Source organism: Phaeobacter gallaeciensis DSM 26640 (assembly GCF_000511385.1).
Lineage (GTDB): Bacteria > Pseudomonadota > Alphaproteobacteria > Rhodobacterales > Rhodobacteraceae > Phaeobacter > Phaeobacter gallaeciensis.
The window spans coordinates 25,408-46,443 of sequence record NC_023139.1; the positions used below are offsets into that span (position 1 = coordinate 25,408).

19 protein-coding genes and 1 pseudogene are annotated in these 21,036 nt (G+C 54.9%); 12 read left to right on the top strand and 8 right to left on the bottom strand.

The window, feature by feature from the left end; all coding sequences use genetic code 11:
• The first annotated feature begins 353 nt into the window (after positions 1 to 353).
• The 3 genes from GAL_RS20220 (at position 354) to GAL_RS20230 (ending at position 6,015) form a co-directional block, all read left to right on the top strand.
• Positions 354 to 2,417 carry a winged helix-turn-helix domain-containing tetratricopeptide repeat protein gene (locus tag GAL_RS20220; protein ID WP_024099449.1) on the top strand — a complete coding sequence of 688 codons (2,064 nt, stop codon included), beginning with the start codon at positions 354 to 356 and terminating at the stop codon, positions 2,415 to 2,417.
• A gap of 337 nt (positions 2,418 to 2,754) precedes the next feature.
• Positions 2,755 to 3,924 carry a phosphatase PAP2 family protein gene (locus GAL_RS22020; protein ID WP_024099450.1) on the top strand — a complete coding sequence of 390 codons (1,170 nt, stop codon included), beginning with the start codon at positions 2,755 to 2,757 and terminating at the stop codon, positions 3,922 to 3,924.
• 33 nt (positions 3,925 to 3,957) lie between these two features.
• Positions 3,958 to 6,015, top strand: coding sequence for a S8/S53 family peptidase (locus tag GAL_RS20230; RefSeq protein WP_024099451.1), 2,058 nt, complete (start codon positions 3,958 to 3,960; stop codon positions 6,013 to 6,015).
• A gap of 41 nt (positions 6,016 to 6,056) precedes the next feature.
• Here GAL_RS20230 and GAL_RS22565 read toward each other — a convergent pair whose 3' ends face one another.
• From GAL_RS22565 to GAL_RS20250, 5 genes are all read right to left on the bottom strand, one after another.
• Positions 6,057 to 6,230: a hypothetical protein gene (locus GAL_RS22565; protein WP_024099452.1), complete on the bottom strand. Its 174-nt coding sequence runs from the start codon at positions 6,228 to 6,230 to the stop codon at positions 6,057 to 6,059.
• A 68-nt stretch (positions 6,231 to 6,298) separates the two neighbouring features.
• Positions 6,299 to 6,694, bottom strand: coding sequence for a hypothetical protein (locus tag GAL_RS20235; protein WP_024099453.1), 396 nt, complete (start codon positions 6,692 to 6,694; stop codon positions 6,299 to 6,301).
• Between the two features lie 89 nt (positions 6,695 to 6,783).
• A complete protein-coding gene (locus GAL_RS22025; RefSeq protein WP_024099454.1) occupies positions 6,784 to 7,488 on the bottom strand; it encodes a hypothetical protein in 705 nt (234 codons plus the stop codon).
• Between the two features lie 69 nt (positions 7,489 to 7,557).
• Entirely contained in the window at positions 7,558 to 8,229 is a 672-nt protein-coding gene (locus GAL_RS20245) for a hypothetical protein (protein ID WP_024099455.1), read from the bottom strand.
• Positions 8,230 to 8,819: 590 nt separating this feature from the next.
• Positions 8,820 to 9,734, bottom strand: a complete 915-nt coding sequence (locus tag GAL_RS20250) for a MurR/RpiR family transcriptional regulator (protein WP_024099456.1) — start codon at positions 9,732 to 9,734, stop codon at positions 8,820 to 8,822.
• A gap of 162 nt (positions 9,735 to 9,896) precedes the next feature.
• Between GAL_RS20250 and GAL_RS20255 the strand changes: the two genes are divergently transcribed.
• From GAL_RS20255 to GAL_RS20285, 7 genes are all read left to right on the top strand, one after another.
• Entirely contained in the window at positions 9,897 to 10,415 is a 519-nt protein-coding gene (locus tag GAL_RS20255; protein ID WP_024099457.1) for a TRAP transporter small permease, read from the top strand.
• Positions 10,412 to 11,695: a TRAP transporter large permease gene (locus tag GAL_RS20260; protein WP_024099458.1), complete on the top strand. Its 1,284-nt coding sequence runs from the start codon at positions 10,412 to 10,414 to the stop codon at positions 11,693 to 11,695. Before GAL_RS20255 ends, GAL_RS20260 begins: the two co-directional genes overlap by 4 nt.
• A 43-nt stretch (positions 11,696 to 11,738) precedes the next feature.
• On the top strand, positions 11,739 to 12,788 hold the full coding sequence (locus GAL_RS20265; RefSeq protein WP_024099459.1) for a TRAP transporter substrate-binding protein: 1,050 nt from the start codon (positions 11,739 to 11,741) through the stop codon (positions 12,786 to 12,788).
• Positions 12,789 to 12,852: 64 nt separating this feature from the next.
• The gene (locus GAL_RS20270) at positions 12,853 to 14,319 is read left to right on the top strand and encodes a M81 family metallopeptidase (protein WP_024099460.1); all 1,467 of its coding nucleotides are present in this window, start codon (positions 12,853 to 12,855) and stop codon (positions 14,317 to 14,319) included.
• The gene (locus tag GAL_RS20275; protein ID WP_024099461.1) at positions 14,319 to 15,374 is read left to right on the top strand and encodes a D-TA family PLP-dependent enzyme; all 1,056 of its coding nucleotides are present in this window, start codon (positions 14,319 to 14,321) and stop codon (positions 15,372 to 15,374) included. Before GAL_RS20270 ends, GAL_RS20275 begins: the two co-directional genes overlap by 1 nt.
• Positions 15,375 to 15,689: 315 nt before the next feature.
• Positions 15,690 to 16,619, top strand: coding sequence for a sugar kinase (locus GAL_RS20280; RefSeq protein ID WP_024099463.1), 930 nt, complete (start codon positions 15,690 to 15,692; stop codon positions 16,617 to 16,619).
• On the top strand, positions 16,609 to 16,995 hold the full coding sequence (locus GAL_RS20285) for a RidA family protein (protein WP_024099464.1): 387 nt from the start codon (positions 16,609 to 16,611) through the stop codon (positions 16,993 to 16,995). Before GAL_RS20280 ends, GAL_RS20285 begins: the two co-directional genes overlap by 11 nt.
• Positions 16,996 to 17,379: 384 nt before the next feature.
• Here the strand turns inward: GAL_RS20285 and GAL_RS20290 are convergent, their stop codons facing one another.
• Positions 17,380 to 17,817, bottom strand: coding sequence for a hypothetical protein (locus GAL_RS20290; protein WP_024099465.1), 438 nt, complete (start codon positions 17,815 to 17,817; stop codon positions 17,380 to 17,382).
• A gap of 291 nt (positions 17,818 to 18,108) precedes the next feature.
• Positions 18,109 to 18,444, bottom strand: coding sequence for a hypothetical protein (locus tag GAL_RS20295; protein WP_024099466.1), 336 nt, complete (start codon positions 18,442 to 18,444; stop codon positions 18,109 to 18,111).
• Positions 18,445 to 18,898: 454 nt separating this feature from the next.
• On the opposite strand from GAL_RS20295, the pseudogene GAL_RS22715 reads away from it, so the two are divergent.
• A pseudogene (locus GAL_RS22715) lies at positions 18,899 to 19,126 on the top strand (integrase core domain-containing protein); the annotation flags it as partial.
• Here the strand turns inward: GAL_RS22715 and GAL_RS20305 are convergent.
• Complete coding sequence (locus tag GAL_RS20305) at positions 19,123 to 20,052, bottom strand: LysR family transcriptional regulator (RefSeq protein ID WP_024099468.1); 930 nt, start codon at positions 20,050 to 20,052, stop codon at positions 19,123 to 19,125. The pseudogene GAL_RS22715 and the gene GAL_RS20305 sit on opposite strands and share 4 nt — an antisense overlap.
• A 147-nt stretch (positions 20,053 to 20,199) precedes the next feature.
• Here GAL_RS20305 and GAL_RS20310 point away from each other — a divergent pair, with 147 nt between their 5' ends.
• A complete protein-coding gene (locus tag GAL_RS20310; protein WP_024099469.1) occupies positions 20,200 to 20,946 on the top strand; it encodes a class II aldolase/adducin family protein in 747 nt (248 codons plus the stop codon).
• The last annotated feature ends 90 nt before the right edge of the window (positions 20,947 to 21,036 follow it).

The following is a 21,036-nucleotide window of genomic DNA, read 5'->3' on the forward strand; positions in this document are numbered from 1 at the left end:
GCAACCAGTTCTCCTTTGCAGGTAGGGGCAGCTGACTACGTAGATGGCAATCTTCAACCATATATGGTTTCCGAGCCTCGCCCCGACGACACTCTGCCTTAGGCGGGGAAAAACCCAGTCACTTTCGAAAAGGATGCGGCTGAAACGAGCGACTGGGTCGCCATCGGAACGCGACAGATACATTCTGGGTTGCTCTTATGATTGTAACTTTTACATGTTGAGGGATGAAGCGTTAGGCTTCTGCTCGCTTTTAGAATTTCGTTGGATTTGCCGTCAGAACCGACAGCTGAAGAGTGCAAAATATCGGGTATCATGGGCGTAAAAATATCAAATATATAGGTAGCTTAGGCTTCATGACCGATACCGTAAAGCATCCCGATGGCGGAAACCAACTTCAGATTGGAGAGCATTTCTATGATCCGGTATCCAATGAACTCTTAGACCCGTCTGGAAACACGGTTCGGTTGCGGCCTCAGTCTGGCCAGGTCTTAGCCGTATTGGCCAGACAATCAGGTACAGTGATTACCAAGTCTGAACTGTTTGCTGCCGTCTGGCCGAATACGAGTGTGACGGATGACAGCCTCACACAATGCATCTCGGAAATTCGCAAATCGTTGGGGGATAGCGATCGCAAGTTGCTTCGCACCATTCCAAAACAAGGATACCTGTTGGATAGTCGATCCGTTGTTCTCGCCAGTACCACGCAGAAAACTCTGCCTCACCATATCAGCGCCGACCTGATAGAATGGGAGGCGACACGCCAGCGTACTGTGATGATCATATGTCGACCTGCAGGAGGGCCTGACCAAACCTCGCTGCATGACGCGGTACAATCGGTGGTACGGCTGCACCGACCCACCGGGGCGAAAGCAATTGATGGAAACAGTGCAACTCTGACCTTTGCAACCCCAATCGAAGCAGTTCGATGCAGCCGGGCCTTGAACAGGAGTGCAGGTGCGTTGGGAATTGGCGTTCTTCGCACTGCCTTCGATACTCTTGAAAGAAGCCGGATCGCAGCCTTGTCAAAATTGCTGCGAGTGTCGAACGATGGGCGGGAATACGCCACCGTAGAGGTAAGGGATCAGCTGCACTTCAGTTTGGAATGCGAATTCGAGGATCTAGGAGATCAGCATCAACTGGCTGAGGTCGATGGTATCCGCTTGTATCGTGTGCACCGATATGGATCGACATACTATCCTGCTGCGCGCACCAATCTGGACGATGTATTGCCAACAGTGGCTGTCCTACCGTTTACTACACGTAATCGCAGCGCTCATGATCCTGTTCTGGCCAATGTCTTGGTTGATGACATCATATCGGCATTATCCCAATCAACTGACCTCAACGTAATTTCACGTCTCTCAACGTTCGGAATCCGGACAGAAAACATGACGTTGGAGCTTTGCAAAAAGACGTTCAACGCAGAATTTCTGATGTCCGGGGTCTGCGACGAAGATGGCGCACGGGTGATCGTCACTCTTGAATTGACCGATGTTTCTTCCGGCAAGATTTTATGGTCAGAGCGGATCTTGAAGCCGTTAGAAAGCTGGATCAACAATCTCAGTGTTATTGATGAGATTGTGATGAGCGTTCGCAAAGCGATTAGCCTCAATGAAGTGCGAAAATCACGATTGCAGCCAATCACATCGTTGAAAAATTCAACGCTTTTGCTGGGTGCGGTTGCTCTCATGCATAGGCTATCCAAATCCGATTTCCAAGCGGCGCGGGTCATGTTGGATGAGTTGATGGATCGAACTCCCGATCACCCATTAGTTTTGTCCTGGGTGGCCCGGTGGTATGTTCTTCAGGTCCAACAAGGTTGGACAGAAACGCCAGAAAATGATGGTCAGAGTGCGCTACAGTATACATCGCGTGCGCTCGAAATTGATCCAGAATGTGCATTGGGTCTTATTAGCGAAGGTGCTGTTTTAGTTAATCTCTTTAGGGATTTGGAGCTTGCACAAGATCGCTATAATACAGCGCTGGAAGTGAACCCGAACGATGCAAACGGACGCCTGCTGCGGGGTACGCTTTATGCGTTTCAAGGACAGGGGGATCTGGCGGTCAGCGACACCGAACTTGCCATGCATCTTGCCCCGCTCGACCCGCATCGCTTCATGTTCCTGGCGCTTTCTGCTGGAGCGAGCCTCGCCGCTGATAATTTGCCCCGTACCGTTGAACTGGCGGAGGCTTCGCTTCGGCTGAACCGGTCACATGCCTCTACTTTGCGGATAAAAGCTGTCGCACAATTGCGCTTGGGACGTGAGAGCGACGCGCGTAAAACGACTAGAGAGCTGCTGAGAGTGCAGCCTAATCTGACTGTCGACGGATGGCTGAAACGGTCTCCCAGTTCCTCTTATCAAGTCGGTTTACGTTTTGCGGAAACGCTGAAGGACCTCGGGATTCCTGAAACCTAAGCGGAATCTCAAGTGGAACCGTTGTTTTGGCGGCATCATAGCACGATGATAAGAGGTGCAACTTTATTTTGTTTCATTTATTTTAAAACGCCCTAAGGTAGTAATCGCTGCGCCTTGGCGCATTGGGGATGCATCGTTCCCCAGTGTTGGTTTCTGGTAGGTTTTGGCGCCGCAAGGGGGTGTAAAGGTCGGTCAGTGTGAGAGCGGCATGGTAGGCGGCGCCAGTAGAATGGCGTCGTTTGAGCATAATTTTTCATACGAGCGTTGCCCCGAACAATTTAAGGCCGTGACATGCCATCTGATCTCTTCCTGATCGGGTGACTATCGCGAGTACCCTATGATTTATCAAAGGAAAGTTGAATTGCCCTTCAATGCCAAAGGTTCGCCCGAGAATAGTTTTAACAGCTTCAATAGCTTCAATAGCTTCAACAGCTTTAATAGCTTTGGAACTGCTGGAAGTACGGTCGCAGCTGAGGCCTTGCTAACGACGCGCGATGGTATTGTCGGTGCGCCCTTAGATCTGAACCCCCACATTACTCCGGGTAGCCCCCACGATCCGCGCAATCTGGCGCGGTTATCGGCAGATGTCCGGGCCAGTCTATACTTGTCTGAATTAGGCTCGCGGGTGGCATTTTCGGATGCCACGGATGAGACGGCAATCGCCAGCCTTTGGCGGCGGGATACTCGGCCAGCGGGCCGTTCGCCTCAACCAGATAGCCTCCTAGTCCAAATCACAGCCCCGACGATTGATCAGTTCAAGGAACAGATGGCCTATCTCACCGCCTATGCTGACCTGCGTGGCGATCGGGCGGCAGAGATCCTTTCGCAGACTAGCGCAATTACGCCTTTTTTGGCGTCGATTTCTTATATGGATCCTGCAAGAACCCCCTTCACGCTGGAATTGATGTCTGCAGCACTCGGGTTCACCAACTATTGTGGCATGCGTTTGAAATACAGTATTTCTGCCAAACGCCCGATAGAGTTTTCGCCGCAGGTTCAACCCATAATCCCAACGCCCACTCACGGTTCTTTGCCGAGTGGCCATGCCACGGAATCCTTCGTTACGGCGCGCCTCCTATGGAAGCTGCTGCGGGCCTCCAACTCGGAGCAATATCATCAAGACGGCGTCTGGGGCGAAATGTTCATGCGTTTGGCATCCCGGATTGCCACAAACCGGACTGTCGCAGGCGTTCACTTTCCAGTTGATAGTGCAGCCGGGGCTATGCTTGGGCTCACATTAGCGGACTATCTGCACGCGGTTTGTGACCCGGAGGCGAATGAGCTGACAAGTGCCTGCTTCAATGGCCCTGCGTTCAATGCTGCGGAGGATTTTGATTGGCACGCGTTGTATGTTGCACGCGACGATCGCCAAACGAAAAAGGCGGGCAAGAAACGTAACCCCTGGGCCACCAGTGAGTGTCACCCGACGACACCGGATATGGCTTCTCCGGTTCTGACTTGGCTTTGGAAGAAAGCACAGGCCGAGTGGCAGGATTTCTCCATATAATTCCAATGCTTTGTCGAAATAGGAGTAAAAACCATGCCATTGCATTGGGAAACATTTCAGTCGCAGGATCTGCTGTCTGACATTGCTGACTATCGATTGTCGCGTCCGCTTGTGCACACTACATCAGCAGCGTCTCAACCTTGGTGGTCCGCCCTTGTTGAGCTGCAAGATATCAGTATCCGCGAGTTTGAAGAGCGCGCGCAAAGCCGGTTCCCGGATTACTTGGTCATCCCGGTTGATTATGATGCAGATGACCGTGATCGGGTCGAAGAAACGCAGTTCGTTTCCATTTTTGCCCGCAAACCGCTGTTAGATGCCTTCAACCGTCACGCTGCCGATTATTCAGTGATAGGGTTGACGTTGGGCGCAACTGTTGCGGCCGCTGATCTGCCTGACGTTGATACAAATGATGATGACAGCAATCATCGTAAGATCATTGAGGTGCCCGAAGGAACGGTCATCACAGCTGTCATCGACGATGCGATTGCCTTCGCTCATAACCTGTTTCGAGATGGCCTTGTGTCGTCACGGGTGGAGTTTGCAACTATCCTGTCGGCGTCTCCTGAACACCTCTCTCAGGGGAGGGCGTCAGGGCGCAGCTATAGTAAAGCCCAAATCGACACTCTTTTGCAGGAATATACGACCAACGGTTTGTTAGATGAGCCTGCATTTTATGCAGCGGTTGGTTTGGTAAATGCGCGAAGCAAAACACTTTCCGCGGTTGCCCTGCGTCGTTCGCATGGCACGCATGTGATGGCGCTTGCCGCTGGATATTCGATGAGCAACGCTCCGAGTAACCGACCGATTATCTGCGCGTTGTTGCCCTCACGGGTTACTGAGGACTCTACCGGACAGAATACGCTGCCCAGCTTTAAGCTAGCACTCAAGCGCTTGTGCAATCAGGCGGCGCGGTTCCGAATGCCTGACAAAAGTAAACCGCCTGTCATATTCAATTTCAGCTATGGGAACTTTGCCGGGCCGCACGATGGAACCAGCAGTATTGACCGCGTGATTGACCGATATTTCGGGCCGCAAGCGAAGAATCCCGATCCAGATCAAACACGCCAGATTGTGTTACCGGCGGGCAATGGTAACCTTAGTCGTATTCATGCGGGCCTGAACCTTCAGAACGCGAAAAGCAAATCCAAGAGCCCATCGTGGAAACTGGATTTTGTTGCTCAGCCGGATGACCGGACGTCAAGCCATCTCCAGATGTGGATGCCGTACCACTCAACCAATCCGCCACCCCGGTTTGTCGGGGCCCGTGTTACGGTTCCATCTGGCCCCACGAGCAAGACAGTTTATGTATCGGGCAATACCGGGCAGCGGCTGGTCGATGAGCAAGGCCAAGAGGTCGCACGCCTGACGTATCGGTTCGACGGAGGGCAAACACGTCGCGGGGTGATGACCTTCAGCATCAATCCTACTGCGCATCAATCCGCTATCGACCTAGCGCGAGCAGGTCGTTGGCAGCTCGATATTACATCCTGCGATATGGGTCGCACTGATGACGTTCAAATCTGGATAGAGCGTGACGAAACCTTGCCCGGTTTTCTGCCCGGTGGTCGGCAAGGGTATTTTAACAACGCTGACTATGTTTATTTCAACGCGCTTGGCGCGCCCCTTCCGGTGGATCCGGCGGGAACAACCAGCCCAATCCACCGCGCCGGCACGTTGAGCGGTTATGCCTGCGGGAAAACACCTATGGTGGTTGCCGCCTTCACCCAAAGTAACCGCTTGCTCTCAGACTACTCCGCCGCAGGGCCGATTACGCCTTCTCGTGGGAAGAAAAAAGCCAATCGACTAGGACCCGATGCGGCGGCACTTGCAGATGATAGTCCGGTCTTGACCGGCGTATTGAGCGCGGGATCCAGCAGTGGCAGCTTGACTCGCATGGGCGGCACCAGTGTCGCGGCACCCAGGGTTGCGCGTCTGGCGGTTCAGATGACTTCAGAAGGGGTGGAGACTGACCGCAATTGGCTGCGCTCTTTGGCGGAGGCCGAAGATCCTGATAACAAGGTCCCCATAACCCGAACAGGTGGTGGCCAGGTGGATATTTCAGTGGATTTTGGTTGGCCTGAAAGAGGTTGAGCGACATTGCCCCGGCAGGGGCAATGTTCACGGGCTTCAGGTCAGTTTGCGATCATAGTTTTTAGCTTGATCATCAGGGCCTTCGCGCTTTCCTTGTCAATACCCACAAGGGTCGAAAACTCGTCCGTTTCTGTCTGTGAAACCATATGATTCAGACAATTGGCCAAAGCCATACACTCTGTTGCCGTCAACGTGTTTGGAGATTTTTCAGGCATTGCGCTTTCCTCATTAAATCTGCCGCCCTCCGCAAAATCGGAGAGACGGCATGGATTTAGGGCTGAACTCAACTTAGGTTGTCGTAGTAGGTCTTGCCGGTCAATGGACGAAACGCGGTGCCGCAGTCATTGGCATTATCATTCGTGATGATGACCGTGCCGGTGGGCGTGTGCCAGTATGCATAGCGATTGTTGGCCAAGGGCTTGGACTCCGTCGGAGCGTTCATAATCCCCAAAAGAAATGTTGCGAATTCATCCGCATTGGCAATCGTCGGATCGGGGAATGCCAAGCCATCGATTACTTTTCCATGTACGAATTCGGCTGAGTGCTTGGTGTAAGCATGGCCATGGGCAATAGCCGCGGAATATTCGGTATTGTTGGTTGCTGTGCACGCAGCATGCGCAAGGGCAGGCAGTGTAATCAACAGCAGGAGAGTGGCAGCTAGTCTTTTAAGAAGTGTCATATCTAAATTCCTTATTCACCAGAGATTTGAGGTAGATCGCCATGCAGCGACGTGTTTCCCGGGGCCCAAAAAGGCCCCGCAACAAGTGATTATTGGCGGTGGACTGTGAATGTGCCGTCTGGCTGATAGTCCACGTTGCAGGTGGAATAGCCCTGAGTAAAATCGCAGAGTGCAGCCCCTGCGGCCGAAAACGAAATGGGTGATCCGACGGGATGATTGCCTGTCTTCACGTAGAATTTCGGTTTTGGCGCGCAGAATATGTGACTGACTGGCGCGGGGGTGACGTAGCTGGACAAGACGACCTGCGTGTTTTTCACCTTGATCCCATTGCCGCAGTGGAGCTTCAAACCACCAGTGGGAGTGTAGCTTGGTATCTGGATACCAAAGTTCCCTTCAGGGATGCCCGATGCGTAGACCGGCATGGATAAACCGAGCGATCCGACCGTCAACTGAGTATCATTAGGCACCTGCTTGGTCTGGTCTCTTGGCGTCAGAGCAATCGGCCAATTGGCAACAACTGAAGTTTGCGCCGCGCTTTCAAACGGTTGTGGTTTCACAAGCATGGCGAATTTAGCTTGATTGCTAAATGCGGCGACATGAGGTTGTCGTTCAAATTGAAACTGAAGCGTGGACCCAGATGATTTGTAGGGGAGGACTGCACCCGTAGCTAAGCTGGCCGATGACGACTGAAGTACACTTCCTGAACTCTGGTAATCTGCAGGATGCTGAAACGCATAGAACTGCATTTTAGATTGAGACAGGTTCCTGATTACTATGGTCAGCGTATGCGGCATGAGTGCAGTCCATTCTACGGCGCAGCCTAAACTGCTCCGAAGTTCCACCAAGGACGGAGAGAGGTTGACCTAGGTCCGGCTGGTGATGTTCCAATCACCATTAGCTGCCAGCTCCACGTCAATCACAGTGTAGCCCCCGGTGAAATCACACAGGGCCGAGGTCTTTGACGCAGCGGTGAAATCCATCACGGTACCAGGCGTGTAGGTACCTGTTGCAACGTAGTATTTCAGGATCGGCTCGCAATCGACATGCGACTGTGGATTTGCCTGAACAAAGTTCGACAAGACGATCCCACCGTTTGCAGATACCGCGGAGCCGACGTTGTAGAAGGGCGGTGAAGAGAAGCTGGGAGTGTTGATCCGGAACGCGCCAGGCTGTACGCCGGCCTCGTTCGTTGGCGTGGATAGGCCAAGTGCAGGGCTCACGCTGGCGGTCGTGGAGTCATTGGCAGCGCCACCACCAGCAGGCGCAAGATCGATCGCACGGCTGGCAGACGAATAGCCTGAGGACTGGCCAACGGCCGGTGCCGAATGGGCCTCCTGAATGCCCGCATAATACTGCAGATCAACCTGAAAGGTCAGGATTGATCCTGACGAACCGTAGTTGGCAAGGTTCTCTGCGAAGAGACTGTTCGAATATACCGTTGCACCGCCGGTATAGTTTGCCGGCTCCTGGAAAAAGAAGAAGCCCTGGGTTGCTGGCTCCAGATTTTTTACGTTGATTGTCAAAAGGGTAGACATAGTGAATTCCTCGCTTTGATGATTGGCAGCAGGCCCTGTCGTTGTGAACCTTGCCCAGTCATCATCAGGTCGCTGAGGTCAGATGTCCTGAAACTGGTGCTGAAATTTTCTGAAATTTTCAGAAGGCCATGTCTCGGTTTTGATCAGCTCCACCTACATGGCCCACACTCCGCAGAGTATAATCCCGACGATTTGGTGGAGATCGTCACCTGTCCGAAGCCTCAGTCATAATTGGCGGGTTGGGATAAGAGAGCGGTGTCGACACCGCGTATATGGCGCACCCGCCCACGGCTGTAGGGGGGGCAGGAAGAAAACCGCTTACGTCCCATTGTGGCGGGCTTAGTCAGAGCAACTTATTGCTGTTGTTCGCTGTCGAGTAGGAAATCCACAAGGCAGGCGGTGCCGCTCAATGCGGCGAACTTCCCTGGCTCAATGGCGGATCGATCTGTAGGACAAGGCCCACGTCCGAAAAAACAGCCAGACGTTCTAGACTTTCTGTTCATTGCGCACCTGTTCAAGCTTCTCTGATCCGGCGACAGCCAACTGCAAAAGCCAGGACAATATCGACAGGTGCAACAGTCCTTGCTGTGTCAGTCTCCTAACGGTTGCGGGCCGGTGCGGCCGTGGAAGGCGGTTAGGGATGCCCGGATTCTACGGAGATTTTCCGTGGTTTGGCTTGATTGGCTTTGTGCAACTGACATTGCCAAAGCGTCGATGATCACCAGGTAGGCATACCGCGAGGCTGTGGGCTTGTGAACATCCGGATCCTCCGGCAAGTCCAGAGCGATTGCGGTCTGGGCTACTTCGGAAAGCCGACTGCCGCTTCTGGTAATGGCTAACGTGGATGCTCCATAACCATTGGCGATTTCGGCGGCGCTCAGCATCTCGTTTGCCTCTCCGCTGGCGGAGATCAGCAGCAGAACGTCGCTGGCATGAAGCGTCGCGGCGCGCATTTGAAGTAGATAGCTATCCGAGACTGCAATCGTCGGTATCCCAAGCCGGAACAGCCGGTTGGCGGCCTCTTCCGCGAGCATAGAAGCGCCGCCGCCAACACCGCCGATCACAACGGAACGTGCCTGGCCCAACAGATCCGCCGCCTGGGACAGCGCGGCGTGATCTACCTGTTTACGCATGATGTTCACGGTGGCCGATAGCGCACCGATGATCTGGTCGATATTGCCGGCGTCAGAGCGCTGGGTCTCGTGAGAATCGACGACGAGATACTGGAGACTGACGGCCAGGTTCTGCGCCAGACGGATTTTGAACTCGCGGAAGCCTTCGCAGCCCACCGAGCGGCAGAAGCGTACGACAGTCGGGGTGCTGACGTCACAGACCCTGGCCAATTCAGCAATTGTCATAGAGCTGATGCTCTCAAGATTGTTTTGCACATACCCGGCCACTTTGCGCTCCCGCGTTGGAAGCGTGTCTATCTGACTGTTCAAGTTGGAAATTACATCCACTGCCACTTGATGTGGCTTAGTGTTGTTCAGTTTTTCTTGCGGCATGAGGCCTCCTTTGTAAGTTTTGTACCTTAGTTACGTATGTCGATCAATCTACCACCTTAAGTGGGCTTTTCTGGACAAAAAACGTAACTGGATAACATAAAATTCTTGACTTTCAGTGCTTGCTGTCTCCAAAATCTAATTGAATTTCATTTGGAGGGTGGAATGGCTTCTGCATTAGCTGAGCGGATCAGTCTGGGGATCAACCGAACAGTTGAAGCAATCGTGGCGGCGCTCATGGTTGCGTTGGTGCTTGATGTCTGGATCGGTGTTGTTGATCGCTACTGGTTTCATTGGCAGCTGCCCTGGCCGGAAACGCTGGCCCGCTATCTTATGATCTGGGCTGCGATGCTGGCAGTATCCTCAGGGATCGCCCGGCGTGAGCATATCGGGCTGACGGCCTTTCTCGTGGCACTCCCCCAAAAGGCACGCAATGCTATCTTGATTTGCATCGACATTCTGGCGCTTGCGCTGTTCGCCTATGTTCTGTGGTTCGGCATCGGCTTTGCTCAATCGGGATCAACCCGGCAGGCGATGATTTTCGGCGCGACTCTGGAGCCATTCTTCTGGGCTATTCCTGCTTCGGCGCTGCTGGCGGTGATCCAGCTTGTACTGGTGATGCTACGCGACCGCGGCACCCAGCTTGACCATATCCAGCCTGACGAAGAAAGAGCGCAGGAATGATTGTCGCTGCAGTATTTGTTCTGTTGATCCTGTTTGGCATGCCGATTGGCTTTGCGATCGGGTTAGCCGGGGTGACTGGGCTGATCAGCATGGGCGGGATGAATTTCCTGGCGATCGGCCCCAGTAAGATCTTCAACGGGCTGAATATCTTTCCGTTCCTGGCGATGCCCTTCTTTATCCTTGCGGGTGAAGTCATGAACGGCATCGGCATCACCGATCGTCTGGTAAAACTGGCGCAGGTTCTGGTTGGCCGCTTTCGCGGCGGGTTGGCCCATACGAATATGCTGGCTTCGGTTTTCTTTGCAGGGCTGACTGGCTCTGCCACCGCAGATGCCGCTGCTTTTGGCCGGACCTTGGTGCCTGCCATGGTGAAGGAAGGCTACCGCCGCGATTACGCCTGCGCGGTGACCGCGGCCGGATCGATCATCGGGCCGACCATTCCGCCCTCTGGCTTGATGGTGGTCTATGGTTCGCTCATGGGCGTTTCAATCGGCGGGTTGTTCGCTGCGGGCATCCTGCCCGGCCTGGTCATCTGCATCGTTTGCATGGCGGTGATCGTCATCGGTGGCAAACGGGAAAACCTACCCAAAGCCGCTCGTGGTGCCAGCCTGCGCGAGGTCTTGGATACGTTCCGCTCTTCCATTACTGCTCTGTTGATGCCGATTATCATCTTGGGCGGTATCTTGGGCGGCATCGTCACTCCAACAGAGGCTGCCTCTATCGCTGTGGCTTATGCGCTGTTCATCGGCGTCTTCGTCTACCGTTCCCTGACACTGAAGGATTTTTACGGGATGCTGGTGCGCACTGCCCGGATCACCGGCGTGATCTTTGTCATCATCGCTTTCGCAGGAATTCTGGGCTGGTGGATGAGCTTTGAGCGCATTCCGCAAGCGATTGCCGGTGCTGTCTTGGGCATTTCCAGCAACCCGATGGCGGTGATTGCCATTATCATCTGTGTCCTGCTGGTGGTCGGCATGGTCATGGATATCACCGCCATTCTGATCATCCTGGCACCGGTGCTGGTGCCCTTGACCGAACAGATAGGACTGGAGCCGATCCATGCTGGCATCATCTTTGTTCTGGCGCTCAATATCTCACTGATGACGCCGCCGGTGGGCGCCTGCCTGTTCGTCTTGTCTTCGGTCACCGGCGAGAAGCTGGAGCGAATTTCTGTAAAGCTGGCGCCTTTCTTGATCGCGGAAATCGCCATCCTCTTTCTCTTCGCATTCTGGGAGGACGCTGCACTGTATCTGCCGCGTGCCTTTGGATTTGCCCAATAGGGCCAACATCAAAACAAGTCTTCAAAACCAACAGGAGGAAATCATGAAGACATTTACCAAGGGCATTGCTGCCGCAGCCTTGACCACTACCCTGACAGCAACATCAGCCATGGCTGATGGCGGGGTGATCCGCTTCGGTCATGATAACAAGACCGATCCGTTCGAAAACCCGGCTCATGCCTGTACGGCAGTGTTTTCCAATATTGTGACCGCAGACACCAATGGTAGCGTCACGGTAGAAGTGTTCGGCTCCAACCAGCTGGGGACCGCAGCTGAGCATGTGCAGCAACTGCGTGACGGTGTCATTCAGGCAACCCTGACGTCGACGGGGGCGCTGGCCAGTTATTATCCGCGGATTGACGTGCTGAATCTGCCCTTTGCTTTTGCCAATAACTCCTCCACCTACGCTGTCTTTGATGGGGCATTTGGCGAGGCACTGGCCGCAGACATCGAGGAAACCCTGGGCGATGTGGTTGTGCTCGGTTTCCCGGATACCGGCGGTTTTTTTGCGGTCACCAATTCGCAGCGTGCGATTGCAAATCTGGAAGATTTCGACGGCATTCGCATCCGCACGATGACGCTGCCGTCGCACCAGACCATCGTTAAGGCATTGGGAGCAGAGGCTTATCCGCTCAGCTGGGGCGAGGTATATTCCGGCCTGCAGACTGGCGTGATCGACGGTCAGATGAATCCCGTTCCGATCATCTCCTTCGCCAACTTCGCCGAAGTGCAGAAATATATGACGTTAACCAACCACCTGTTCTCGCCCTATACCTTCATGGTGAACCGCGCCTTCTTTGAAGGCCTGAGCGAAAGCGAACAGGCCACCTTGCGCGTTGCAGCCGAGAATTGCGTGACTGCGAGCCGCGGCATTTCCCGGGTCATCGAGGCCTCAGACCGTGGCCTGGCCGGACTGATGGGCAAAATTGAAGTCACTGCCCTGAGCGACGAACAGCGCAGCGCCATGGCAGGTGCGACACAGCCCGCCTTTGAGGCGCATGTGGCGGAGAACCTGGATGCCAAAGCATCTGAGCTGCTGACATTGTTTAAGTCCGAAGTCGAAGCCGCCAACGTGGACGGCTATTTGAACTGACATTGGAATGGCAGGGGGGCGGCCGTCGTCCCCCTGCGATACGATCGATCCTAAGGATATTATTATGCGTGTGTTCTGTGCATCTCTGGCGACAGAAACGAACTCTTTTTCGCCGCTGCGCACGGATTTCACCGACTTTGAGCAGAGCTTTTATGCCGCGCCCGGTGAGCATCCGGAAACCCCGACCCTGTGCAGCGCGGTCTTTCCGGCACTTCGCAAGAGGGTGCAAAGCGAAGGGATCGAACTGATTGAAGGCACCGCAACATGGGCGGAGCCGGGTGGGCTGGTCAGCCGCTCTACCTGGGAGCGGCTGCGCAACGAAGTGCTGGATCAACTCCGTGCGGCGCTGCCGGTAGATGCCGCCATCTTTGGTCTGCATGGTGCAATGATCGCCGACGGCTGTGTCGATTGTGAAGGTGAACTGCTGGAACAGGCACGCAGGATAGCGGGGCCGAATTGCAAAATTGGCGTGAGCTTTGATCCGCACAGCCATCTCAGCACAAAGCGGGCTGAAAACGCCGATGTGATCACGGTGTTCAAGGAATTTCCGCATACTGATTTCGTTGAGGCCGGCGAGGCCTGCGTCGATCTTACGCTACGCGCCGCCCGCGGGCAGCTCCGCCCAGATATCCAAGTCTTCGATGTGCAGATGATCGACGTCTTGCCGACCAGCCGTCAGCCGATGCGCGGATTTGTCGACAAGATCAAGCAACTGGAACAGTCGGGGCAGGTTCTTTCGGTTTCGGCCATCCATGGCTTCATGGCTGGGGACTCTCCGGATCTTGGCGCCAAGATCATTGTGATAACCGACAATGAACCCGTTAAGGGTGCCCGGATAGCGCAAGAGTTGGGTTCGGAATTGTACAGTTTTCGAGGCCGCGCAGCGCCCGAGTTCCTGCTGCCTCAGGACGCCCTTGCCCGTGCGGATCAAGCCTTGGAAGGTCCCGTTGTCATTGCCGATGTCTGGGATAACCCCGGCGGAGGTGTGGCGGGAGACTCGACGATACTTTTACAATACGCAATGGACATGCAATTGACCGGTGCGGCGCTAGGCACGATCTGGGATCCAATGGCTGTCCGCCTGTGTTTTGCCGCTGGGGAAGGCGCGAGCCTGAACCTGCGCTTTGGCGGCAAGACCTGCGCCCATGCCGGCCAACCCATTGATGCACGGGTAACCGTCACCCGTCTGGTGCGTAACGCAGTTCAGAGCTTCGGTGCTTCCGTGGTACCACTGGGGGACAGCGCAGCCATCCGGATCGGCGATCTGGACATTGTTCTGAACTCGAACCGCAGCCAGGCGTTCTCGCCTGATCTGTTCACCAACCTTGGCATAGATATCCGGCAAAAGCGGATCCTGATCGTCAAATCGACCAACCACTTCCACGGAGCTTTTGCCCCGGTTGCCAGCGATATCCTGTATGCCGCTGTCGATGGTCCATATCCCAACGATCCGCGCAAGACGGTATACACCCGGCTTCAGCGTCAGGTTTGGCCGATTGTTGAAAACCCGCATTCCAAAAAGGCAATCTGATGTTTACGACACTCGACACCCCGTCCGTGCTCGTCGACCTCGATGTAGCAGAGGCCAATATTCGGAAGTTCCAAGCCTATTGCAACGCGCATGGCTTGGCGCTGCGCCCGCATATCAAGACGCATAAACTGCCGTCGCTCGCCAGTTACCAGATCGAACAGGGGGCAATTGGCGTTACGTGCCAGAAAGTCTCAGAAGCGGAAGCCATGACGGCCGATGGCAGTATCGGCGATGTGCTGATCACCTATAATATTCTTGGCGCCGCCAAAACCCGGCGGCTGCGTGCGCTAGCCGACCGGGTCCGGCTTAGCGTTGTTGCCGATAACAGCGAAACCGTGGAGGGGTTGAGCGAAGCGTTTGCCGATGCGCTGGAGAACCTACCTGTCCTGGTCGAGTGCAACACAGGCGCAGACCGCTGTGGCGTTTCAACCCCTCAGGATGTGCTGACACTTGCTCGGGAAATTGCAGCTTCTCCGGGGCTGGAGTTTGCGGGGCTGATGACCTACCCGCCCTCAGGCAAGGCCAACGCCGTTGCTGAATGGCTTCAGCGGGCGGTCGATCTGCTGGAAAGTCATGGAATTGCGGTTGGGATGATATCCTCCGGGGGATCTCCAGATATGTGGCAGGCGCATGAAATGCCCTTGGCAACAGAATATCGCATTGGCACCTATGTCTATAATGACCGCTCATTGGTTGGTCGCGGCACCTGCGGCTGGGAAGATTGCGCATTATCAGTGCTTGCGACCGTTGTTTCAGTGCCAGCCGACGACCGTGCCGTTATTGATGCTGGCTCCAAAGTTCTGACCTCCGATCTTCTGGGACTGGAGGGATATGGTCATGTAATGGGCCGGGATGATCTGCTGATCGATCAACTGAGTGAAGAGCACGGCCGCATTGTTTGCGACGGTCCTATCGGTCTGTCCGTCGGTGACCGACTTCGGATCGTGCCCAATCACGCCTGCGTTGTGTCCAACATGTTGGACCATATTGAACTGGTTCGTGGAGAAACTCCACAGGGCCAAGCGGCCGTCGAAGCCAGAGGGCAGGTCTGGTGACAGAGGTTTTTGGCATTGGTATGGACCGCCTCGACTGGGGCTCCAGAAAAATCCGTGTTCGGGCTTGCGCCGCGGACAGCACAGATAATCGTAACAGGGGTGTTTCGGCCCGTCTGGACAAGGCCCACACCACGGGGGTTGAAGTTTGCCCGAACAGTTTGATTGCGCGAATGGGGGCGCCAGCAGGCACGTCGCGGCTTACGTGCGGTCCGATCGGGGGCGGCAGAAGTCTTTTTACTCCCGGCGACAGCACGACAGCTGTAGCGATCAAGGCTGCAGCCTTTGCCCAGATACATACGGCGCGCGAGGTTAAGCATGGCTGATTTGTTGTGCCTTGGCGAGCCGCTCATCGAGTTCAATCAGCTACCCAGCGGGGAGTTTCTCCAAAGCTATGGTGGCGACATCTCCAACACGGCCATCGCTGCCGCCCGGCAGGGTGCGAAGGCAGGTATCCTCACGCAGTTAGGTGGCGACCTTTTTGCGGACAGCCTTAGAGAGCTCTGGCGGCGCGAAGGCGTTGGCGCAGAGCATGTACTGACGTCGCAAACCCGTGAAACCGGGTTGTATTTCGTAACCCATGATGATGAAGGCCACCATTTTACCTACCGGCGGAACGGATCTGCTGCCAGCCGCTACACCCCAGAGGACCTGCCGCTTGAGGCTTTGCAGACCGGTCACATTTTCTATGCTTCCGGGATCAGCTTGGCAATCAGCCGTTCATCCTGCAACGCAGTGATTGTCGGAGCCAAGGCCCTCAAATCCGCTGGGGGGAAGTTTGCCTTCGACCCCAACCTGCGCACTGCACTGTGGCCTTTGGAGCAGGCTCGGGAGACCATCCACAGCGTCATGAAACTGTGCGACATCGCCTTGCCGGGCCTTGACGATGCACGGCATCTGACGGGAATTGGCGAACCAGACGGAATTATTCGGTTCTATCACAATCTGGGTGCTTCAATTGTTGCTCTGACATTAGGAGATAAGGGAGCAATTGTTTCGGACGGCAACCAGCAGTTCCACATCAGTCCTCAGAAAGTTCGGGCACTCGACGCAACTGGAGCGGGCGATTGCTTCAATGGGGCTTTCCTTGCTGGCTTGCTCCGCGGCCGAGCCCCTCGCGATGCCGCTGTATGGGCCAATGCGGCCGCCGCACTCTCGGCCTGCGGCTATGGCGCGGTCGCACCCATCCCCAACCTTTCCCAAACCAGACACCACCTCAGAAAAACAGGAGAATATCATGCAGATTGAGCGTATTGGCGCAGAACGCAGTGGAGCCGGCGGGCAGGCCTTGCCGTTTTCGCCAGCGGTGCGGGCAGGGGATTTCGTTTATATTTCCGGCCAGGTTGCCATGAAGGAAAACGGCGAGATCGAGCCCGGTGGCATCGAAGCGCAAACCAAGCGCACGATGGATAACGTGATCGCCGTGCTGGCTAAGGCCGGCTGCACGCTGGATGATGTCGCCAAGGTCAACGTATGGTTAGATGATCCCCGCGACTTCTGGACGTTCAACCGGGTCTATGCGGGCTATTTCCCCAATGGCGCTCCGGCACGTTCCACTGTGCGTTCGCAATTGATGGTCGATGCCAAAATCGAAATCGATGTCACAGCATACAAACCGCTCTGAGATAAAGGCATAGCTGTTCGGCAAGTGCCGCTGCGCATTTGCCGAACAGGGCAGCGGCCAAGCAGTGAGCTCAGCTGCATGAGCAGCCGCTGGCGCACATGAGCGATGGGGCTGCCTGCAACTTCAAAAAGCTCCGCATCGAAAGCGCTGGCACGTTGGCGATGTCATGCGGTCTGGAAAGATTAGGCCAAAACCGAATCCACTTAGGCATCCACACCCGCTACGAACCTGAACGGGGCTGCCGACAGATGAAACCGGACCTCGGAGTTGGCATCCGGGCCCGGCGTTGGGTGTTGGTACCTTACGTTTGTTGGAGGCGACCTGTCTGGATCTACACAAGGCGAGTAGCGGGACAGTCACGTGTCGTGAAATCTCACAGGGTGATCATTTCGGTGACCAAAATATTACTGGGATACCATCCTGGCCACCAGAATGGTTTTCAAAATTAATTGTAAAGATATCGGTGCCCAGCGGCTCAGACGAGGTCAGGTTGTTTTGATCCTGACCGAAGCCATGGTCGGCGTTGTAGGTAGCCTTTGCATTCGGGGCGATCATCTGTGCAACGGCAACCGCATCGGCAATCGTATCAACCGAATAAAACTGTATGATGCCCTGAGTGGTGTCCGCCGCCCCAACAATGCCAGCATTACGCGAACCGGTATTGGCCCCACGGTCCGCATTGTTGAGCGCTTGAGATGCGGAGACGCGCACATCATGGGCTTTGCCGCTGAAACCGTGGCCATTCAAGGGTCCCGCCATGGACGCTCCGGCGCTGATGACAAGGGCGAATACTGTGGCGGCTGTGATCATTGTCTTTTGCATCTGTCTTCTCCTTTTGGGGGTGAGCGTGTCTTTCACGCTGTCTGTGCAATCAATCTGGCAGTTCACGGCCCGGGATTATTGCGCTGGCAGGTCAGGGTTTTGCGAAAAAGCATCAAGTTGATGGCTATGTGCCCGCGCGGTTTGCTATGGGCGCGTTGTGTCGGGAGGCCATGGCTTCCCCCCGAGACCCCGACAGGGAGCAGCCGACAAACGAAACCGGGCCCCGGAGTTGATATCCGGGGCCCGGCTTTGGGTGGTGGTACGTCGCGATGTCTCAGCGGTGGTGACCCGTTATTTGCGGTACATTTCTAGGAGTTGTTGAGGATTTTCCTTAGCCACATCCATGATCGCATGAGTATCCTGAGGGCGGTTTACCGGATATGTAATCTTAGCGCTTGAGGATGTCGATTGGGTCGAGGTCAGGTTGTTTTGATCCTGACCAAAGCCATGGTCGGCGTGGTAGGTATGGGCCATCTTGTCCGTGTTGCCGATCGCTTGCGATACGGATGAGCGCACGTCATGGGCGTTCCCGCCGAAGCTGTGGCCATTCAACGGCCCGGCCATGGAGGCCCCGGCGCTCATGAGCAAGGCGAATACGGTGGTGGCGGTGATCATTGTCTTTTGCATCTGTCTTCTCCTTTTGGGGGTGAGCGTGTCTTTCACGCTGTCTGTGCATTCAATCTGGCAGTTTGCGGCCTGGGACTATTGCGCTGGCGGGTCAGGGTTTTGCGAAAAAGCATCAACTTGGCATGTATCCGCCGCGCCAACCGAAATGGGTCAGCGTCAGTCAAGCAAATATTGGTTTGACGACAGCCGCACACAAACCTGGATTGGTAGAAGCCTACTGTTCTGGGGTTTGCAATCAGTCGTGTTTCGCGCAGCAATCTACCATATTATTAACATAATAAGCCTTATGAGATAGTTATGTGTAGCCGCAAAGCGATAATGTCACCCATGAGCAAAGCAGAAGTGTCACTGTCCTCGCAAAACGATGTGAGGAAGAGCGGACATGGGATGGGTGGTTATGAGCGAGCGCGAGTTGAACCGCGTGGAGGTCTTGGCGCAGGTCGATGATGGACGGTTGAAATACCAATGCGTCTACTTGCATGCTTGGGAGACCGGATCAGAGGCGAAGGCCGGCGTCGGAAAGTGGGTCGAGTTCTACAACCGAAAACGTCCACATTTCGCCCTTGGCGGCACCCCCCCCCACCGTGGTCTATTGGATGAAAAAACACAAAACCCACCCCGATCAGCAGGAGCAGAGGGTAGCTTAAATTACGCCAGAACCTTTCAAACAATTGGGGACTAACTCAGCTGATTTAGGCTCCCAATTTCAGCACAGATAAAGTTTGCCAGTTTGTGCTGGAACGCTGTCATTTTTTTGTCTTTGCGGCGTACAAAATAGATCGGAAATGCCAGTGCCATCCCTGGAGTGCGAACCTCCCGCAGCACACCGCTCAGCAGTTCGTCCTTCACAGAAGACTCGAACAGAAAGGCGATGCCTGACCCTGCGCGGACGGACTGCTTAATTGCTTCGCCGTGCCCGAATTCCAGAACAATGTTGCTTCTGACAATACCGTGGGTCATCAAGGCATAGTCTTCCAGATCCCGGCGCGCCGTGTTTGCCCTGGCAGTGATAAAGGGTAAATCCGACAGGCTTTCAGGCGTGATTTCGCTTCCAACAATTGCAGAATCCCGCGCAGCGGCAAGGATCAGTTTTTCACTGTAGAGCGGTATAACTTCCAGACTGCTGATGCCCCTGACCCGGTCAAAAATCGTGAAGCCGAAATCGCATTCCCCTCTTTGCACCAATTCGCTTGCCATTTTTGGATTTGCAATCTGCACTGAGATGTCACTGTGTACGTGGCCATCTTTAAACCTCGAGACAATGGACGGCAGAATGTAGGATCCAAGGGTCATGGATGCTGCGATGGACGCGCTCCCTGTCGTTCCGGCTTTGCGGTCTCTCAGCTCATCCTCAAGTTCACGGGTCTGAGAAATGATTTCCTTGGCCCAAGCATAGATGCGTTCGCCATCCTCCGTCAGGGTGATTTGACGCCCGTTCTTTTTGGTCAGCGGCACGCCGATCTTCTGGGCAAGAGATTTGACATGCGTCGTTACCACGGGCTGAGCAATGCTGCACTTTTCTGCGGCCCGCGACACGCTTCCCAGCTCTGCAACGTGGCAAAACACCTCAAGCTTATGAAGGGTGATCTGGCTGATCAGGGATCGCACCGGCGGGTCCTCAAACGTGTGGCATGTTTCATACGGGCAGGCAGCCCACTTTCATATTATATAGGCTATGCGTGTGGTTTAAACCATATATTTTTACTCACGGGGGAACCTCCCTATGCTCCGTGTCAAACAGGCGTGGAGAGTCAGATGTCTACAGATCGAGAAACAAAAGAAGAAACCAAGCTTGTTGAAGCTGCTATCAGCGACCTGGTTCTTGCCAACAGAATTCTTGCCCGTGAGGACGTTATCGACAGCTTCGGGCACGTCAGTGTGCGCCACCCGCTGCGCAATGACCGCTACTTTCTGTCCCGGTCCCGCAGCCCGGTCAATGTGACCCGCGAGGATATCATGGAGTTTACCTTGGACGGGGAACTCGTAGGGGAAGACCACCGCCGACCTTACAATGAGCGCCACATCCATGGAGCAATTTACAAAGACCGTCCGGATGTAAACTCCGTTGCCCACCACCACGCGCGCTCAATTATTCCATTCACAATGAATGATATTTCACTGCGACCGATCTTTCACATGTCGTCCGTCATTGGCAAAGAAGTCCCGACCTGGGACAGCCAGGACGAATTCGGGGATACCAACATGCTGGTTGACAGCATGGAAATGGGCCACTCGCTTTCCCGGGCGCTGGAGCAGAACAGTGTGGCACTGCTGCGCGGGCACGGTTGTATCTGTGTCGCTGCTAACGTCAGAGCCGTGTGCATGGTCGCCACAGGCCTCAAGGACAATGCCGCCTTGGTGCAGCAATCTCTGCCTCTGGGCCCACTGACCCCCCTGACCGACGGCGAAATCGAGAAAACAAGCGCGATGCTTCTGGGGGACATGCCGCTGGCGCGGGCCTGGGACTACTGGGTGTCGCGGGCCGGGTACCCCGGTCTGTAACGCATCACAGATTAACCGCGTCCCGAGACCGCGGAATTGTGGCAGGGGCTCAACAAGAAAGTTGCGATTGCGACCTTCGGCTTATGAAAC